General features: G+C 73.7%; 14 protein-coding genes. 10 read left to right on the forward strand and 4 right to left on the reverse strand.

The genetic code is table 11. The annotated features are described in order from the left end of the window. The first annotated feature begins 97 nt into the window (after window positions 1–97). Complete coding sequence (locus AW16_RS0109830) at window positions 98–1,873, forward strand: ABC transporter ATP-binding protein (RefSeq protein ID WP_029289964.1); 1,776 nt, start codon at window positions 98–100, stop codon at window positions 1,871–1,873. Here the strand turns inward: AW16_RS0109830 and AW16_RS0109835 are convergent. Then, window positions 1,828–2,460 (reverse strand): isochorismatase family protein, encoded by a 633-nt coding sequence (locus tag AW16_RS0109835; protein WP_051681836.1) that lies wholly within the window; start codon window positions 2,458–2,460, stop codon window positions 1,828–1,830. The genes AW16_RS0109830 and AW16_RS0109835 overlap by 46 nt on opposite strands. A gap of 29 nt (window positions 2,461–2,489) precedes the next feature. Between AW16_RS0109835 and AW16_RS0109840 the strand changes: the two genes are divergently transcribed. The 9 genes from AW16_RS0109840 (at window position 2,490) to AW16_RS0109880 (ending at window position 14,839) form a co-directional block, all read left to right on the forward strand. Next, the gene (locus AW16_RS0109840; protein ID WP_231496008.1) at window positions 2,490–3,626 is read left to right on the forward strand and encodes a sorbosone dehydrogenase family protein; all 1,137 of its coding nucleotides are present in this window, start codon (window positions 2,490–2,492) and stop codon (window positions 3,624–3,626) included. Window positions 3,627–4,094: 468 nt separating this feature from the next. Then, a complete protein-coding gene (locus tag AW16_RS17695) occupies window positions 4,095–4,847 on the forward strand; it encodes an endonuclease domain-containing protein (protein ID WP_156044128.1) in 753 nt (250 codons plus the stop codon). A 193-nt stretch (window positions 4,848–5,040) separates the two neighbouring features. After that, complete coding sequence (metG, locus tag AW16_RS0109850; RefSeq protein WP_029289972.1) at window positions 5,041–6,825, forward strand: methionine--tRNA ligase; 1,785 nt, start codon at window positions 5,041–5,043, stop codon at window positions 6,823–6,825. Then, window positions 6,825–7,757, forward strand: a complete 933-nt coding sequence (locus tag AW16_RS0109855; protein ID WP_029289974.1) for a TatD family hydrolase — start codon at window positions 6,825–6,827, stop codon at window positions 7,755–7,757. Before metG ends, AW16_RS0109855 begins: the two co-directional genes overlap by 1 nt. Before the next feature lie 377 nt (window positions 7,758–8,134). Beyond that, window positions 8,135–9,400 carry a ubiquitin-like domain-containing protein gene (locus tag AW16_RS0109860; protein WP_231496009.1) on the forward strand — a complete coding sequence of 422 codons (1,266 nt, stop codon included), beginning with the start codon at window positions 8,135–8,137 and terminating at the stop codon, window positions 9,398–9,400. 194 nt (window positions 9,401–9,594) lie between these two features. Then, window positions 9,595–10,947: a resuscitation-promoting factor gene (locus AW16_RS0109865; RefSeq protein ID WP_231496010.1), complete on the forward strand. Its 1,353-nt coding sequence runs from the start codon at window positions 9,595–9,597 to the stop codon at window positions 10,945–10,947. Window positions 10,948–11,033: 86 nt separating this feature from the next. Then, a complete protein-coding gene (rsmA, locus tag AW16_RS0109870; RefSeq protein WP_051681839.1) occupies window positions 11,034–12,005 on the forward strand; it encodes a 16S rRNA (adenine(1518)-N(6)/adenine(1519)-N(6))-dimethyltransferase RsmA in 972 nt (323 codons plus the stop codon). Continuing rightward, a complete protein-coding gene (locus tag AW16_RS0109875) occupies window positions 12,002–12,940 on the forward strand; it encodes a 4-(cytidine 5'-diphospho)-2-C-methyl-D-erythritol kinase (protein ID WP_029289981.1) in 939 nt (312 codons plus the stop codon). Before rsmA ends, AW16_RS0109875 begins: the two co-directional genes overlap by 4 nt. A gap of 69 nt (window positions 12,941–13,009) precedes the next feature. Beyond that, window positions 13,010–14,839, forward strand: coding sequence for an ABC-F family ATP-binding cassette domain-containing protein (locus AW16_RS0109880; protein WP_029289983.1), 1,830 nt, complete (start codon window positions 13,010–13,012; stop codon window positions 14,837–14,839). Between the two features lie 129 nt (window positions 14,840–14,968). Here AW16_RS0109880 and AW16_RS0109885 read toward each other — a convergent pair whose 3' ends face one another. From AW16_RS0109885 to AW16_RS0109895, 3 genes are read right to left on the reverse strand one after another with little or no spacing between them, the layout of a single operon-like run. After that, a complete protein-coding gene (locus AW16_RS0109885) occupies window positions 14,969–15,184 on the reverse strand; it encodes an SCO4848 family membrane protein (RefSeq protein WP_029289985.1) in 216 nt (71 codons plus the stop codon). Window positions 15,185–15,198: 14 nt separating this feature from the next. Continuing rightward, window positions 15,199–15,705 (reverse strand): MarR family winged helix-turn-helix transcriptional regulator, encoded by a 507-nt coding sequence (locus AW16_RS0109890; protein WP_304412824.1) that lies wholly within the window; start codon window positions 15,703–15,705, stop codon window positions 15,199–15,201. Between the two features lie 54 nt (window positions 15,706–15,759). After that, on the reverse strand, window positions 15,760–16,365 hold the full coding sequence (locus AW16_RS0109895) for a TetR/AcrR family transcriptional regulator (RefSeq protein WP_034648686.1): 606 nt from the start codon (window positions 16,363–16,365) through the stop codon (window positions 15,760–15,762). Window positions 16,366–16,434 lie beyond the last annotated feature (69 nt).

Consider the following 16,434-nt stretch of genomic DNA (forward strand, 5'->3'; position numbering starts at 1 on the left):
CCGCGGTCCCGCGTGGCCGCCCACCCGTTCGTCCGCCGGCCGACGTCGCCGGACCTCGGCGGGCACCGTCTCCGCAACCGTCGCTCGAATCGATACGATGACCGCCGTGACCGACCCCCAGGACGTCTACGACGGCGCGCACCCCGTCCGCACCCTGCGCCGGATGTTCCGCGGCCAGGGCGGGCGGCTCACCGTCGCGACCGCCGCGTTCGCCGTCAAGCACTCGCCGATCTGGATCATCCCGCTGCTCACCGCCAACGTCATCGACGTGGTCGTCGAGCACCAGCCGCTGCACGAGCTGTGGGTCTCCGCGGTGCTGATGGCGGTGCTGATCGCGCAGAACCTGCCGCTGCACCAGCTCTACGTGCGCATGCTGTCCCGTTCGGTCCGCACGGTCGAGACCAACCTGCGCATGGCACTCGCGCAGCGCCTGCAGGAGCTCTCGATCGGCTACCACCGCCGCGTGAGCGCGGGTGTGCTGCAGGCCAAGATCGTGCGGGACGTCGAGAACGTCGTCGAGAGCTCGCGCCAGGCGTTCGACTCCGGCATGGCCGCGATCACCACGCTCACGGGAGCGATCGTCATCACCGCCATCAAGGTGCCCGAGTTCCTGCCGGTGTACGCGGTGGCGGTCCCGGCCGCGGCGGCGCTCGTCGTCTCGATGCGCCGGCGCATGACCGCGCGCAACGCCGCGTTCCGCGCGGAGGTGGAGAACATGTCCGCGCGCGTCTCCGAGATGACGCACCTCATCCCCATCACGCGCGCGCACGCGCTCGAGCGCGACGAGCTCGACCGCATGGGCGCGACCCTGGTCGGGGTGCGCGACGCGGGCATCCGGCTCGACGTCACCAACGGCTGGTTCGGCGCGCTGTCGTGGATCCTCATGCAGCTGCTGTCGGTCGCATGCCTCATCGGTGCCGCGTGGGTCGCGTGGACGGGGCGGTTCGGCATGACGGCCGGTGACGTGACGATGCTGTCGTCGTACTTCGTCGCGCTGACCGGGTCCGTCACCGCGATCATGAGCCTGACGCCGATCATCACCAAGGGCCTCGAGTCCGTGCGGTCGATGAGCGAGGTCCTCACCGAGCCGGACGTCGAGCGCAACGCGGGCAAGGCCGTCGTCGACGACGTGCACGGGGACGTGCAGTTCCACGACGTCACGTTCCACTACGCCGACGCACCCGACGAGGTCGCCGTCGAGGCCCTGGACCTGCACGTGCGGGCCGGGGAGACGGTGGCGCTCGTCGGCCCGTCCGGGTCCGGCAAGTCCACCGTGCTCAACATGGTCATCGGTTTCCTCGCGCCGACGAGCGGGCGGATCCTGCTCGACGGGCGGGACATGGCCGGCCTCGACCTGCGCACGTACCGGCGGTTCCTCGCGGTGGTGCCGCAGGAGTCCCTGCTGTTCGAGGGGTCGGTGCGCGACAACGTCACCTACGGCAGCCACGACCTGTCCGACGACGCCGTGCTCGAGGCGCTGCGGGGTGCGAACGCGCTGGGCTTCGTCGAGCAGATGGGTGGCCTCGACGCGGTGATCGGCGAGCGGGGCGCGCGGCTGTCGGGCGGGCAGCGGCAGCGGCTCGCGATCGCGCGAGCCCTCGTGCGCGACCCGCGCGTGCTCGTGCTCGACGAGGCGACGTCCGCGCTCGACACCGCCTCGGAGCGGCTCGTGCAGGAGGCGCTCGCGCGGCTCATGGCGGGACGGACCACGTTCGTCGTCGCGCACCGGCTCTCGACGATCCGCGGCGCGGACCGCATCGCGGTGATGCGGGACGGGCGGCTCGTCGAGATCGGGTCGCACGCCGAGCTCGTCTCGGCCGACGGCGCCTACGCCGAGCTCGAGCGGCTCTCGTCGGGTGCCACGAACGCCTGATCGGACGTCGACAGCTCGACGCCCGCGGCTCGCAGCTCGTCGCGCGCGGCCGCGCCGAGCTCGGGGGAGACCGGCACCGTGAGGTCGGTGAGGACCCTCGTCGCCAGGCCGAGCCCGTGGGCGTCGAGCGCGGTCGCGCGCACGCAGTGCGACTCGGCGATGCCGACGACGTCGACCGCGTCGATGCCCGCGTCCCGCAGGATCGTCTCGAGCGTGCGGCCCTCGGCATCCGTCCCCTCGAAGCCCGAGTAGGCCGCGGCGTACGCGCCCTTCTTGACGCTCGCGTCCGGACCCAGCTCCGCGAGCGCCGGGTGCAGCTCCGCCTCGGGCGTGCCCGCGACGCCGTGCGGGGGCCACGTGTCGACGAAGTCGGGGTGGTCGCTGAAGTGGTCGCCGGGATCGACGTGCCAGTCCTGCGTCGTCACGACGAGGTCGTAGGCGTCCCGGTGCGCGGCGGCGTGCTCGGCCACCGCGCGGGCCACGTCGTCGCCGCCCGCCACCGCGAGAGCACCGCCCTCGCAGAACGTGGGCTGCACGTCGACGACGAGCAGCGCGCGGTGGTTCGTCGTCTCCGGGGTCTGCGTCATCCGTCCAGCGTTGCACGCACGGGCCGGGCGTGCTGCGCTGGGGCATGGCGCGCGTGCGGATCTGGCTGGTCGCGGTGGTCCTGGTGCTCGCGGGGTGCACGGGGGGCGGGTCGTCGTCCTCGTCGTCCCCCTCGCCCACCGCGCTCTCGCCCACCGGCTCGTCGCCCACGCCCGCGCCCGACGTCCGGGTCACCGCCCAGGACGACGTCGTCACCGGCCTCGACGTCCCGTGGGGGATCGCGTTCCTGCCCGGGGGCGACGCGGTCGTCACGCTGCGCGACGAGAAGCGGCTCGTGCTGGTGTCGCCGGCGGGCGCCGTCACGCGCGTGACCGGGCCGGGCGCCCGCCGGCTGCTCGACGTGGTGCACCCGGCCGGTGAGGGCGGTCTGCTGGGCGTCGCCGTGCTCGGGTCCGACGGGGGCGCCGTCGACCTCGCGCTCTACGCCACCGCGGCCGACGACAACCGCGTGCTGCGCGCGACGCTCACCGGTTCGTCGTTGGGCGACCTCCGGCCGGTGCTCACCGGCATCCACAAGGCGCGCAACCACGACGGCGGCCGGCTCGCGGTGGGCCCCGACGGGTTCCTGTACGTGACCACGGGCGACGCGAACGAGCGGCCCGACGCGCAGGACCCCGCCTCGCTCAACGGCAAGATCCTGCGCGTCACGGCGGACGGTGAGCCCGCGCCGGGCAACCCGACGCCCGGCTCGCCCGTGTGGAGCCTCGGTCACCGCAACCCGCAGGGCCTCGGCTGGGTGCCCGACGGGCGGATGCTCGCGGCCGAGTTCGGGCAGGACACGTGGGACGAGCTCAACGTGATCGAGCCGGGTGCGGACTACGGGTGGCCAGTGGTCGAGGGGCGCGCCGGCCGTGCGGGGTTCGTCGACCCCGTCGCGCAGTGGGCGACGTCCGACGCGTCGCCGAGCGGCATCGCCGTGACCGACGACGCCGTGTACCTCGCGGCGCTGCGCGGCGAACGGCTGTGGCGCGTCCCCCTGACGCCGGACGGCGTGGGCACGCCGCGCGCGCTGCTCACGGACCTGGGCCGCCTGCGCGCGGTCGCCGAGGCGCCGGACGGCTCGCTGTGGGTGCTGACCAACAACACGGACGGCCGCGGCACCCCCCGCCCGGGCGACGACCGCATCGTCCGCATCACGCTCGGCTGACCTGCGCGACTCCACGCGCGGCTCTGCGGACGACTCCTCGCGCGGGTCCCCGCGCAGGCCCCGCGCGGGCCTCGCGCGGGCGTGCCGCGGCCTGCGTCGGCGAACCGGATCAGCGGGACTTGTGACAGGTGGGGCCTGATGTGGCGGGCAGCCCGCATCACCGGGCGCTCACGTCACAAGTGCCGCTGATCGTGACGTTCGCCCGCCCTGAGCCTCGGGTGGTACCGCCGGCGACGGGCCGCCACGCGCCGAACCGTCCACAGGAGCGCCGGCTGCGGCCGCTCTCCACAGCGGGCGCCGGTGCCTCCCCACGAGCGCGCCGATCCGTGGGCTGATCGGCGAGTGCTCACCGACACGGAACGGCGCCTTCGCGAGCTCGGAGGGGTCGCACGTCGACAGGATCTCGGGCGTCGCGCGGGCTCGGCGGCGACCCTCGCCGGTGAGATCGAACGAGGATCGGTCCGCCGGGTGGCCCGGGGCGTCTACGCGCTCGCGGGTGCTGGCCGCGCCGCGATCTCCGCGGTCGTGCACGGAGCCCGGCTCGGTTGTGTCTCGGCGGTGGAGTCGTACGGCGTCGCGGTGCTCCGCCCCGCGGCAGCGCCGCACCTGTCGGTACCGTGCAACCGCGGGACGACGGCATCCGACGCGCGGAGGGCGTGGCCGGCGGTCGTGCACCACGAGAGCGCCGCGCCGCAGGGTCGGGTGGCCGGCGTCGAGGCGGTCCCGCTGGACGAGGCGTTGGCGCGGATGCTGATCTGCTGCGCGCCTGCGGAGGCGCTCGTGTCGATCGACAGCGCGCTCAACCAGCGGCGCGCGACGCTCCGACAGATCGCGGCGGCGCTGCCGGTGACGTCCCCGGTCGGAGCCCGCTTCGTGCTCTCGCGCGCGGACGGCCGCAGCATGTCCCCGCTCGAGACCGTGGCGCGACTCGCTCTCGTCGCCGACGGGCTCGTGGTGGAGCCGGGGGTGCTCGTGGCCCGCGTCGGGTACGTCGACCTGCTCGTCGAGGGACGGGTGGTGGTGGAGCTCGACGGCTTCGAGTTCCACAGCTCGGTGCGTGCCTTCCGCGAAGATCGGCGACGTGACCGGGAGCTGGTCGCCCAGGGGTACCTGGTGCTGAGGTTCGCGGCGGCGGACGTCCGGCGTGACGTGGACCGGCTGGTCGATGCGGTCCGAGCGGCGTGCGGTCAGCTTCCGGATCGCAATCAGCGGCTCTTGTGACGCGTGCGCACTCCGGACGCCTCCAGCGCGCCACTCCAGGCGCACCAGTCACAAGGTCCGCTGGTTCTGCACCGCGACCGAGCCGGGGGCGCGCGGAGCGTGCGAACGCACGGCGGTCCCGCGGTCGGCTCGCGGCCGGCTCGCGGCCGGACGTCGCCCGCGGCGGTGACCGCCGGGCACCTAGGATCGGCGCATGTCCCGCATCCTGTCGGCCGTCGCGTGGCCCTACGCGAACGGTCCCCGCCACATCGGTCACGTCGCCGGCTTCGGCGTCCCCTCGGACGTCTTCTCCCGCTACATGCGCATGGCAGGCCACGACGTGCTCATGGTGTCGGGCACCGACGAGCACGGCACGCCGATCCTCGTGCAGGCCGAGCAGGAGGGCGTGAGCCCGCAGGAGCTGGCGGACCGCTACAACCGGGTCATCGTCGAGGACCTCACCAACCTGGGCCTGAGCTACGACCTGTTCACGCGCACCACCACGCGCAACCACTACGCCGTGGTGCAGGAGATGTTCCGCACGGTGCACAAGAACGGCTACATGGTCGAGCAGTCGACGATGGGCGCGATCAGCCCCAGCACGGGCCGCACGCTGCCGGACCGCTACATCGAGGGCACGTGCCCCATCTGCGGGTACGACGGCGCGCGCGGCGACCAGTGCGACAACTGCGGCAACCAGCTCGACGCGATCGACCTGATCAACCCGAAGAGCCGCATCAACGGCGAGAAGCCGAAGTTCGTCGAGTCCACCCACTTCTTCCTCGACCTGCCCGCGTTCGCGAGCGCGCTCGAGACGTGGCTCAAGGGCCGCCAGGGCTGGCGCCCCAACGTGCTCAACTTCAGCCTCAACCTGGTCGACGACATGCGCCCGCGTGCCATGACGCGGGACATCGACTGGGGCATCCCCGTGCCGCTGCCCGGCTGGGAGGACAACCCGAACAAGCGCCTGTACGTGTGGTTCGACGCGGTGATCGGGTACCTCTCGGCGAGCGTCGAGTGGGCGCGCCGCAGCGGGGACGACGACGCGTGGCGCGCGTTCTGGAACGACCCGGAGGCCCTTAGCTACTACTTCATGGGCAAGGACAACATCACGTTCCACTCCCAGATCTGGCCCGCCGAGCTGCTGGGCTACGACGGGAAGGGTGACAAGGGCGGGGCGCCGGGCCCTTACGGCGACCTGCAGCTGCCCACCGAGGTGGTGAGCAGCGAGTTCCTCACGATGGAGGGCAAGAAGTTCGCGAGCTCGCGCGGCATCGTCATCTACGTGCGCGACATGCTCGCGCGCTACCAGCCGGACGCGCTGCGGTACTTCATCTCGACGGCCGGCCCGGAGAACCAGGACTCCGACTTCACGTGGGCGGACTTCCTGCGCCGCACCAACGACGAGCTCGTCGCGGGCTGGGGCAACCTCGTGAACCGCACCGCGAGCATGATCCACAAGAACTTCGGCGAGATCCCCGCGGCGGGTGAGCTCGCGGACGTGGACCGGGCGCTGCTCGCGACGTCCTCCGGCGCGTTCGCGCGCGTCGGGGAGCTCGTCGGGACGCACCGGCACAAGGCGGCGATCGGCGAGGCGATGCGCGTGGTGCAGGAGGCCAACCGCTACGTCTCGGAGACCGAGCCGTGGAAGCTGACCGCGGACCGCGAGAGGCTCGCCACGGTGCTGAACACCGCGGCGCAGGCGGTGAGCGACGCGAACACGCTGCTCGCACCGTTCCTGCCGCACTCGGCGCAGCAGGTGCACGAGACGTTCGGCCGCACCGGCACGTTCGCGCCGCAGCCCCGCATCGACGAGGTCACGGACCTGGACGACGAGTCGCGGCACTACCCGGTCATCACGGGTGACTACTCGGGCGTGCCCGCGTGGGAGTCCGTGCCCGTGGTGGCCGGGACGGCGGTCGCGAAGCCGACGCCCGTGTTCACCAAGCTCGACGACTCGATCGTCGAGGAGGAGCTCGCCCGGTACGCGGCGCGCTGATGGCGCGCACACGCGAGCGCGGTTGGCCCGCGCGCCCGGAGCCGCTGCCGGTGCCCGTGGTGGACAACCACACGCACCTGGAGTCGGTCGTCGAGTGGGTGGCGGACGGCTGGGCGGCGGGTGGCGACGAGCGTGAGCTGCCGGGGGTCGCGGAGCACGTCGCGCGCGCGGCCTCGGTGGGCGTGACCCGGATGGTTCAGGTCGGCTGCGACCTCGACGCCGTCGCGTGGACGGATGCCGCGGTGCGCGCGCACCCGCAGCTGCTGGGCGCGGTGGCGATCCACCCCAACGAGGCCGTGCTGCACGCGGGCGTGCGCGAGGTGGCCCCCGACGGCCTCGAGCCCGACCCGCAGCCGCGGCACGCGATGTCGCTCGACGACGCGATCGACGCGGTGATGCTCGTCGCGCGCGCGAACCCGCGGGTCCGCGCGATCGGGGAGACGGGTCTCGACCACTTCCGCGCCGGCCCGCGTGGCCGGGCCGTCCAGCGCGACGCATTCCGTGCGCACGTCGCGCTCGCCAAGGAGCTGGACCTGGCGCTGCAGATCCACGACCGCGACGCGCACGACGAGGTGGTCGAGGTCCTGCTCGCGGACGGTGCACCCGAGCGCACGGTGTTCCACTGCTTCTCGGGAGGGCCAGCGCTCGCCGAGGTGGCTGCCGAGCAGGGCTGGTTCTGCTCGTTCGCGGGGCCGGTCTCGTTCCCCGCGAACGAGGACCTGCGTGCGGCGGCGCGCCTGCTCCCGGCGGAGCTGCTGCTCGTCGAGACGGACGCCCCCTACCTCACGGTCCACCCGTTCCGTGGCCGTCCCAACGCGCCCTACCTGCTGCCCGGCACGGTCCGCACGCTCGCGGAGGTCCGCGACGTCCCCCTGGCCGACCTGTGCGCGACCCTGTCGACTACGTCGGAACGCGTCTACGGCCCGTGGTGACCGGCCCGTGGTGACCGGCCCGTGGTGACTGGCCCGTGATGACTCGCCCGTGATGACCGGCCCGTGTGACCAGCCCGTCCGCGAGCGGGTGCGTTCTGGCTCGCCTCGACAGCCAGAACCACCCGTTCGGGGTGCGCGCCGCGACACGCCGGGCCGACACGCCGGGGCCACGCCGGGGTGGTGGGGCCACGGCGGGACGGTCCTCGTCCGGACGGGTGCTGGAGCCCCGTGCGGCGACGGTCCCGGCTACCCGCAGCGGTCACGGATCGGTTACGGTCGGACGGCTGAACCGACCCCTCCCGGCTCAGGTCGCGGCTCGCGCGCGCCGACGTGGAGGGTAGAGGTCGAGAGACTGCCACCGACGAGAGGCGACGAGCGTGCACGCGGACGACCGGGCTGACGGGCGCGTCGAGCGTCCCGCGCACCCGGCGGCGTCCGCGACGACGGTGCCCGCGACGACGGTGCCCGCGACGGCGCCCGCCCGGACCGGACCGCGTGCCGTGCGCATCGCCGCGCAGGCGGGGGTGCTCGCGCTCGTCGTCGGCGCCACCAGCGCGTTCGCGGTGCTGCACAAGACGGTGACCGTCGACCTCGACGGCCAGGCCGTGCAGGTCGAGGGCTTCGGGCGCACGGTCGGCCAGGTGCTGGCGGACGCGAAGATCGAGGTCGGCCCGCGGGACCTCGTCGCCCCTGGGCTGCACGACGCGGTGAGCAAGGGCGAGCAGATCGTCGTGCGCCACGGCCGCAGCGTCGAGGTGCAGGTCGACGGCGAGCAGCGCAAGGTGTGGACCACGGCGCTCACGGTCGGCGAGGCGGTCGACGCGATGGGCCTGCGCGACGGCGACGTCCGCCTCTCGGCGTCCCGCTCGGAGCCGCTGGGCCGTGACGCGCTGCGCGTGTCGACGCAGAAGACGATCCACCTGGTCGTGGACGGCCAGGTGATCGACGGCGTGAGCAGCGCAGACACCGTGCGCGACGCGCTCAAGGAGATCGGCCTGGTGCTCGGCGAGGGCGACCACGTCTCGGTCCCGCTCGACGCGACGGCCGTCGACGGCCTCGTCGTGCTGGTGACGCGCGCCGCGACCGACGGGCAGACGCGCACCGAGGCGGTCCCGTTCGACACCGAGGAGGTCGACGACCCCGGGCTGGCGAAGGGCCAGAAGGTCGTCGTCACCAAGGGCCGGGCGGGCGTCCGCACGACGACGTACGAGACCGAGTCGGTGGGCGGCGTCGTCACGAAGCGCACCGCGCTCTCGTCGGTCGTCACGACCGAGCCGGTGACCCAGGTGGTCCACATCGGCACGATGGTGCTGCCGGACCCGAGCCAGGTGAAGGTCGCGCCGGGCAGCGCGCAGGCGATCGCGAAGGAGCTCGCGGCGGCTCGCGGCTGGGGCGACGACCAGTTCGCGTGCCTCGTCCAGCTGTGGAAGCGCGAGAGCGGCTGGCGGATCAACGCCGAGAACAAGTCGTCGGGCGCGTACGGGATCCCGCAGGCGCTGCCGGGCTCGAAGATGGCGAGCGTCGGGGCGGACTGGCGCACCAACCCCGCGACGCAGATCACCTGGGGGCTGAACTACATCAAGGGCCGCTACAAGACGCCCTGCGGGGCCTGGGCCTCTTTCCAGTCGCAGGGCTGGTACTGACCGTCCCTTTACCATGACGGTGCGGGGCAGGGGTTGGCATCCGGATCACGATTCGGTTACGGTCGCGTGTCGCTTCGCGAGGAAGCCCGCCCAGGGCAACTGAGCGCGCGGCCCGGGACCCGCCAGCGGGTGGGTCCGGGAACAGCCGGATCGGGGATCCGGGAACCGACGGGGACGCCACCCTCCTGGTGTCCGTGGGACTGCAGACCGGTCCACCGCTCGGGTGCCTGCGCCAGCGCGGCACGTCCGCCCCCGTGCCCGGGAACCACGACGGCTGGAGCCCCGTGCCCTTCTCGACCCGCCTCAGCGGCCTCTTCTCCCGCCACGACGCGACCACCCCGGGCAACGACCCCGCGGACGTCGCCGGCACCGCCCCCACGGGCGACGAGCGAGGGGCCAGGCGTGGTCGCCGGGCTCTGCCCGTCGTCGCCGGCGCGGCCGTGCTCGTGCTCGCGGGTGGCACCGCTGCCTACGCCAACGCCCACAAGCAGGTCCAGCTCGACGTCGACGGCCAGGTCACCAAGGTCGACACGTTCGCCGGCTCGGTCGACAAGCTGCTCGCCGAGCAGGGTGTGAAGGTCGGCGCCCGCGACGACGTCTCGACCTCGGGCGCACTGCGCGAGGGCCAGGACGTCGTCGTGCGCCACGCACACCAGATCACGGTCGAGACGGACGGCGTCAACCGCCAGGTCTGGACCACGGCGCTCACGGCCGACGAGGCGCTCGAGACGCTCGCGTCGCGCGACGACCGCGTCTCGCTCGTCGCCTCGCGCTCGTCGGACGGCCGCGCCGAGCTGCCGCTGGACCTCGTGCTGCACGGGTCGGTGGACGTCACGGTCGACGGCGACACGCACGCCGTCCCCGACGCCGACGTCCCCGTCGGCCAGGTGCTGACCGACCTCGACGTCACGCTCGCACCGCTCGACCGCGTGTTCGTCACGCAGCGGGGCGACCGCGTGCAGGTCGTCGTGAACCGCGTCGTCGTCGAGGAGAAGACCACGAAGAAGTCGGTGAAGTTCGACTCGTCGACCAAGAAGGACTCCGACCGCTACGTCGGCACCAAGGTCGTCACGACCAAGGGCAAGAAGGGCGTGCGGACGGTCGTCGAGCGCGTCACGAAGGTGGACGGCAAGGTCACAGACACCGTGAAGCTGTCCGACGACGTGACGACGAAGGCCGTCGACGAGGTCGTCACCGTGGGCACCAAGGAGCGTCCCGTCGTGACGACCTCGACGAAGTCCTCGGGGTCCTCGAGCTCGGGCTCGTCGAGCCAGAAGTCCGGTCCGATCAAGGCCGGTGGCAAGGCCGACGACCTCAACTGGGCCGCGCTCGCCAAGTGCGAGTCGGGCGGCAACCCGCACGTCGTCTCGTCGAACGGCCTCTACCACGGCCTCTACCAGTTCTCGGTGGGCACGTGGCGAGCGGTCGGCGGGGCCGGCCTGCCGTCGAAGGCCTCGGCCTCGGAGCAGACCGCGCGCGCCAAGATGCTCTACAACCGCTCGGGTGCCGGTCAGTGGCCCGTGTGCGGCAAGCGCCTGTTCTCCTGACGCGCTCCTGACGCAGCGCCCGTCCCCGTCGCCCTCGTGGCTGGTGGGGGCGGGCGCTTCGTCGTCGCTCGCATAGGCTCGGGCGCATGTCGACGACCCCCCTGCTCGGTCCCGCGGAGATCCGCGAGCTCGCCGCGCGTGCCGGGGTCCGCCCGACGAAGACGCTCGGGCAGAACTTCGTGCTCGACGGAGGCACGGTGCGCAAGATCGTGCGGCAGGCGGACGTCGGCGAGGGCGACCGCGTCGTCGAGGTCGGCCCCGGGCTGGGCTCGCTCACGCTCGGGCTGCTCGAGGCGCGGGCGGACGTCGTCGCGGTCGAGATCGACCCCGTGCTCGCGCGGCTGCTCCCCGAGACGGTCGCGCGCCACGTCCCGGGCCTGACCGTGCAGGAGGCTGGTGAGCAGGCCGACGGCCACCCCGTCACGGTGCTGCGCGACGAGGCAGGTCGCGACCGGCTCACGATCGTGCTCGCCGACGCCCTGGACGTCACCGAGCTGCCGGGACCGCCGCCCGTCGCGCTCGTCGCGAACCTGCCCTACAACGTCTCCGTCCCCGTGCTGCTCACGTTCCTCGAGCGGTTCGCGTCGCTCGAGCGCGGCCTCGTGATGGTGCAGGCCGAGGTCGCGGACCGCCTCGCGGCGCCCCCGGGCAGCCGCACGTACGGCGTGCCGTCGGCGAAGACGGCCTGGTACGCCGCGGCCCGCCGCACGTCGACCATCGGCCGCTCGGTGTTCTGGCCCGCGCCCAACGTGGACTCCGCGCTGGTCCGGCTCGACCGCCGCGAGCCCCCGAGCACGACGGCCACGCGCGAGGAGGTGTTCGCCGTCGTCGACGCGGCGTTCGCGCAGCGGCGCAAGATGCTTCGCTCGGCGCTGGCCGGCCTCGCGGGCTCGTCGGACGCGGCGACCGCGGCCCTGACCGCGGCCGGCGTGGACCCGCAGGACCGCGGCGAGCGGGTGGACGTCGAGGGGTTCGCGCGCGTCGCCGAGCAGCTCGTCGCCCCCGTGCAGGCGACGGGCGGGAACCTCGGCGGATCGTCTGGCAGGGTGGACGCGTGACGTTGACCCCCGTGGAGCCGCTGCCCGAGCGCGAGGTGCGGGTCCGGGCCCCCGGGAAGATCAACCTGTCCCTGCGCGTGGGTGCGCGCGAGGAGGACGGCTACCACCCGCTGAGCACCGTGTTCCAGGCGGTGTCGGTCTTCGAGGAGGTCGTGGCGACGCCCTCGTCGGACCGGACGTTGAGCGTCGCGGGGGTGCAGGCCGACGTCGTCCCGACGGACGGCACGAACCTCGCGCTGCGCGCCGTCGAGGTCCTCGCCGGGCACGTCGGGGTCGACGAGGGCGTGCACCTGCACCTCGAGAAGGGCGTGCCCGTCGCGGGCGGCATGGCGGGCGGCTCCGCCGACGCGGCCGCGGCCCTGCTCGCCTGCGACACCCTCTGGGCCACCGGCCTCAGCCGCGCGGAGCTCATCGAGATCGCCGCGCACGTCGGCGCCGACGTCCCCTTCCTGCTCATGGGCCACACGGCGGTCGGCCAGGGCCGTGGGCACCTGCTCACGCCCGCGCTCACGCGCGGGGACTTCCACTGGGCGTTCGCGGTGCAGGACCGCGGACTGTCGACGAGCGACGTCTACACCCGGTTCGACGAGCTGCACGGCGGCGTGCCCGGCCCGCCCGACGGCCAGGACGACGTGCCGCTCATGCACGCGCTGCGCGCAGGCGACCCGCACGCACTCGGCGCCGCGCTGCACAACGACCTGCAGATGGCGTCGCTCGACCTCGACCCGATGCTCGCCGAGCCGCTCGCGGTCGCGGAGGACGCGGGGGCGCTCGGCGTGATCGTCTCGGGGTCCGGGCCGACCGTCGCGGCGCTCGCGCGCTCGCGGCAGCACGCGCTCGCGCTCGCGGCGGCGTTCACCGCCTCGGGGGTCGCGGACCGCGTCCTGACCGCATCGGGCCCGGTCGCGGGCGCGCGTGTCGTGTCGTCGGACTGACGGACCGGCTGACGGACCGCCGGACCGACGGAGGCCCGCTCCCGCATCGCGGGTAGCCTCGGAGCCCTCATGGCTCACCTGCTCGGCGCGGACCGCGTCACCCTCACGCTCGGCACGCGCACGCTGCTCGACGGCGTCAGCCTCGGCCTCGACGACGGGCAGCGCATCGGCGTCGTCGGCCCCAACGGCGCCGGCAAGTCCACGCTGCTCGGCGTCCTGTCCGGCGCGCAGGAGCCCGACGACGGCCGCGTGACCCGATCAGGCGGGACGCGCGTGGCGGTGCTCGAGCAGCGCGACGAGCTCGGCACCGGCACGGTCCTGGACGCGGTGCACGGCGGGGCCGACGAGCACGAGTGGGCGTCCGACGCGCGCATCCGCGCGGTCCACGACGGGCTGCTGCCCGACGTCGACCTGTCCGCGCGGGTCGCCGACCTGTCGGGAGGCCAACGCCGCCGCGTCGCGCTCGCGGCGCTGCTGGTGCGCGACGACGAGGTGCTCGTGCTCGACGAGCCCACCAACCACCTCGACGTCGAGGGCGTGGCGTGGCTCGCCGAGCACCTGAACCAGCGGTACGCGCGCGGGAGCGGCGCCCTGGTGGTCGTGACGCACGACCGCTGGTTCCTCGACGCGGTGTGCACGCGCACGTGGGAGGTGCACGACGGCGTCGTCGACCAGTACGACGGCGGCTACGCGGCCTACGTGCTCGCCCGCGCGGAGCGTGCGCGCACCGCCGCGGCGACCGAGGAGAAGCGCCAGAACCTGCTCCGCAAGGAGCTCGCGTGGCTGCGGCGCGGCGCTCCCGCACGCACGTCGAAGCCCAAGTTCCGCATCGACGCCGCCAACGCGCTCATCGCCGACGAGCCGCCGCCCCGCGACCGCATGGAGCTCTCGCGCATGGCCACCGCGCGGCTCGGCAAGGACGTGCTCGACGTCGAGGACGTGACGCTGCGGCTCGGCGAGCGCACGCTGCTCGACGACGTGACGTGGCGCATCGGGCCGGGGGACCGGTTCGGGCTCGTCGGCGTCAACGGCGCGGGCAAGACGAGCCTGCTGCGGCTGCTGTCCGGGCGGCTGCAGCCCACGAGCGGACGCGTCAAGCGCGGCAAGACGATCCAGGTTGCGGAGCTGCGCCAGGACGTCGAGGACCTCGACGAGCTCGGCGCGCTCAACGTCGTGCAGGTCGTGGAGTCCGAGAAGCGGTCGGTCGTCGTCGGGGGCAAGGAGCTCACCGCGGCGCAGCTGGTCGAGCGGCTCGGGTTCCCGCGCGACCGCGCGCGCACGTCCGTGCGCGACCTGTCGGGTGGCGAGCGCCGGCGCCTGCAGCTCCTGCGCCTGCTCGTCGGCGAGCCCAACGTGCTGCTCCTCGACGAGCCGACCAACGACCTCGACACCGACACGCTCGCGGCGCTCGAGGACCTGCTCGACTCGTGGCCCGGGACGCTGATCGTGGTCTCGCACGACCGGTACCTGCTGGAGCGGGTGTGCGACCGGCAGGTGGCGCTGCTGGGCGACGGAGCGCTGCGGGACCTGCCGGGGGGTGTCGAGCAGTACCTGGAGCTGCGCCGTGCGGCCCTCGCGGGGCGGTCGTCGTCGGCCGCTGCTTCGTCGACCGCCGGCTCGTCCGACGCACCGGCCCTGCCTGACGCCGACTCCGGCCCCGGCGTCCCAGCCGCCGCCGCGAGCCCCGCCGACGTGCGCGCGGCACGCAAGGAGATCGCTCGGGTCGAGCGCCGGCTCTCCCGCATCGCGGACCAGGAGCGGGACCTGCACGCGAAGATGGCGGACCAGGCGACCGACCACGTCGCGGTCGCGGCGCTCGACGCGCAGCTGCGCGAGCTCGCCACCGAGAAGGACGAGCTCGAGGCGGCGTGGCTCGAGGCTGCGGAGATCGCCGGCTGATCCACCGCCCCCGTCGACGCCACGCAACCAGCGGCACTTGTGACAGGAGTGGACTGGTGGGGCCCCGCGGGTTCACTCGAGGCAACTCCTGTCACAAGTGCCGCTGATCCGGCACCGGCTGCGGCTGGTTCAGCTCGCGAGCAGCCCCACCGCCGCGACCACCGACGCCGCCGCGATGGTGAGCGCGATCAGCATGAGCACCAGGTGCACGCGGAAGAACGTCGTGCGCCGCCCGGCCTCGTCGCGCGCACGCGGGTCCGCCGCGATGCGCTGCAGGAAGCGTGGCCACGCCACGACGTTGAACAGGGCACCGAGGAGCAGCACGACGGCCGCGAACGCGATCACGGCTCGAGGGTAGGTCAGCTCGCGTCGAACGGGCCGACGAGGCGGCGCAGCAGGCCGGCGAGCTCGTCGCGGTCGTCGTCGCCGAGGTCCGCGAGCAGTCCGTGCTCGACCGCGAGCAGGTCGGCGAACGCCTCGTCGACGCGTGCCCGACCAGCCTCGGTGAGCTGGACCAGCACGCCGCGCCGGTCGTCGGGCGACGGGAGCCGCTCGACGAGACCGTGCTCGGCGAGCCGGTCGATGCGGTTGGTCATGGTGCCGCTCGTGACGAGGGTCTGCGTCAGGAGCGCCCCGGGGGAGAGCCGGTACGGCTCCCCGGCGCGGCGCAGGGCCGAGAGCACGTCGAACTCCCACGTCTCCAGCCGGTGCCGCTCGAACGCGGTGCGACGCGCGAGGTCGAGGTGCCGAGCGAGGCGCGTGACGCGGGACAGCACCTCGAGCGGGCGCACGTCCAGGTCGGGCCGCTCGCGGCGCCACGCCGACACGATGCGGTCGACCTCGTCGCGCACGTCGTCGGCTGCCATGCCGCCGAGGTTACTCGACGTCGAGACACCCGGGCCCTGCGCCACCCGGACGGCTCAGCGCGAGCTGTGCCCGGTGAGCTGCGGGCGGCGCTCGAGGCCCTGCAGCCCGTTCCACGCGAGGTTCACCAGGTGCGCGGCGACCTCCTGCTTGCCAGGTCGGCGCGCGTCGAGCCACCACTGCCCGGTGAGCGCGACCATCCCGACGAGCATCTGGGCGTAGATCGGGGCCGCCTTGGGGTCCTGCCCCTGCTGGCGGAACTGGTCTGCGAGCAGGTGCTCGACCTGGGTCGCGACGTCGCCGATGAGGCTCGAGAACGTCCCGGTCGCCTGCGCGACGGGCGAGTCGCGGACCAGGATCCGGAACCCGTCCTCGTTGGCCTCGATGTACCCGAGCAGCGCGAGCGCGGTCCGCTCGACGAGCACCTTGGGGTGCCCGCCCTCCTCGAGCGCGCCGGTCAGCGCGCCGGTCAGGCCCTGGATCTCCCGGTCGACGACGACCGCGTAGACCCCCTCCTTGCCGCCGAAGTGCTCGTACACGACGGGCTTGGACACCTCGGCGCGCGCGGCGATCTCCTCGACGCTCGTCCCCTCGAACCCCTTCTCGGCGAACAGCCGGCGAGACACGTCGAGCAGCTGCGCACGGCGCTGCACGCCGGTCATGCGCGAGCGGGGCGCGCGCTTCGGCTCGGGGGGCATGGGGTCATCATGCCGTGCGGGCCTGCCGGCCGG

It is taken from the genome of Cellulomonas sp. HZM, from assembly GCF_000708885.1.
Lineage (GTDB): Bacteria > Actinomycetota > Actinomycetes > Actinomycetales > Cellulomonadaceae > Cellulomonas.

Bases quoted from the DNA above. Each gene is read 5' to 3' on its own strand.
- AW16_RS0109830 (WP_029289964.1), top strand. From the start codon at position 98: ATGACCGCCGTGACCGACCCCCAGGACGTCTACGACGGCGCGCACCCC.
- AW16_RS0109835 (WP_051681836.1), bottom strand. From the start codon at position 2,460: ATGACGCAGACCCCGGAGACGACGAACCACCGCGCGCTGCTCGTCGTC.
- metG (WP_029289972.1), top strand. From the start codon at position 5,041: ATGTCCCGCATCCTGTCGGCCGTCGCGTGGCCCTACGCGAACGGTCCC.
- AW16_RS0109855 (WP_029289974.1), top strand. From the start codon at position 6,825: ATGGCGCGCACACGCGAGCGCGGTTGGCCCGCGCGCCCGGAGCCGCTG.
- rsmA (WP_051681839.1), top strand. From the start codon at position 11,034: ATGTCGACGACCCCCCTGCTCGGTCCCGCGGAGATCCGCGAGCTCGCC.
- AW16_RS0109880 (WP_029289983.1), top strand. From the start codon at position 13,010: ATGGCTCACCTGCTCGGCGCGGACCGCGTCACCCTCACGCTCGGCACG.
- AW16_RS0109890 (WP_304412824.1), bottom strand. From the start codon at position 15,705: ATGGCAGCCGACGACGTGCGCGACGAGGTCGACCGCATCGTGTCGGCG.
- AW16_RS0109895 (WP_034648686.1), bottom strand. From the start codon at position 16,365: ATGACCGGCGTGCAGCGCCGTGCGCAGCTGCTCGACGTGTCTCGCCGG.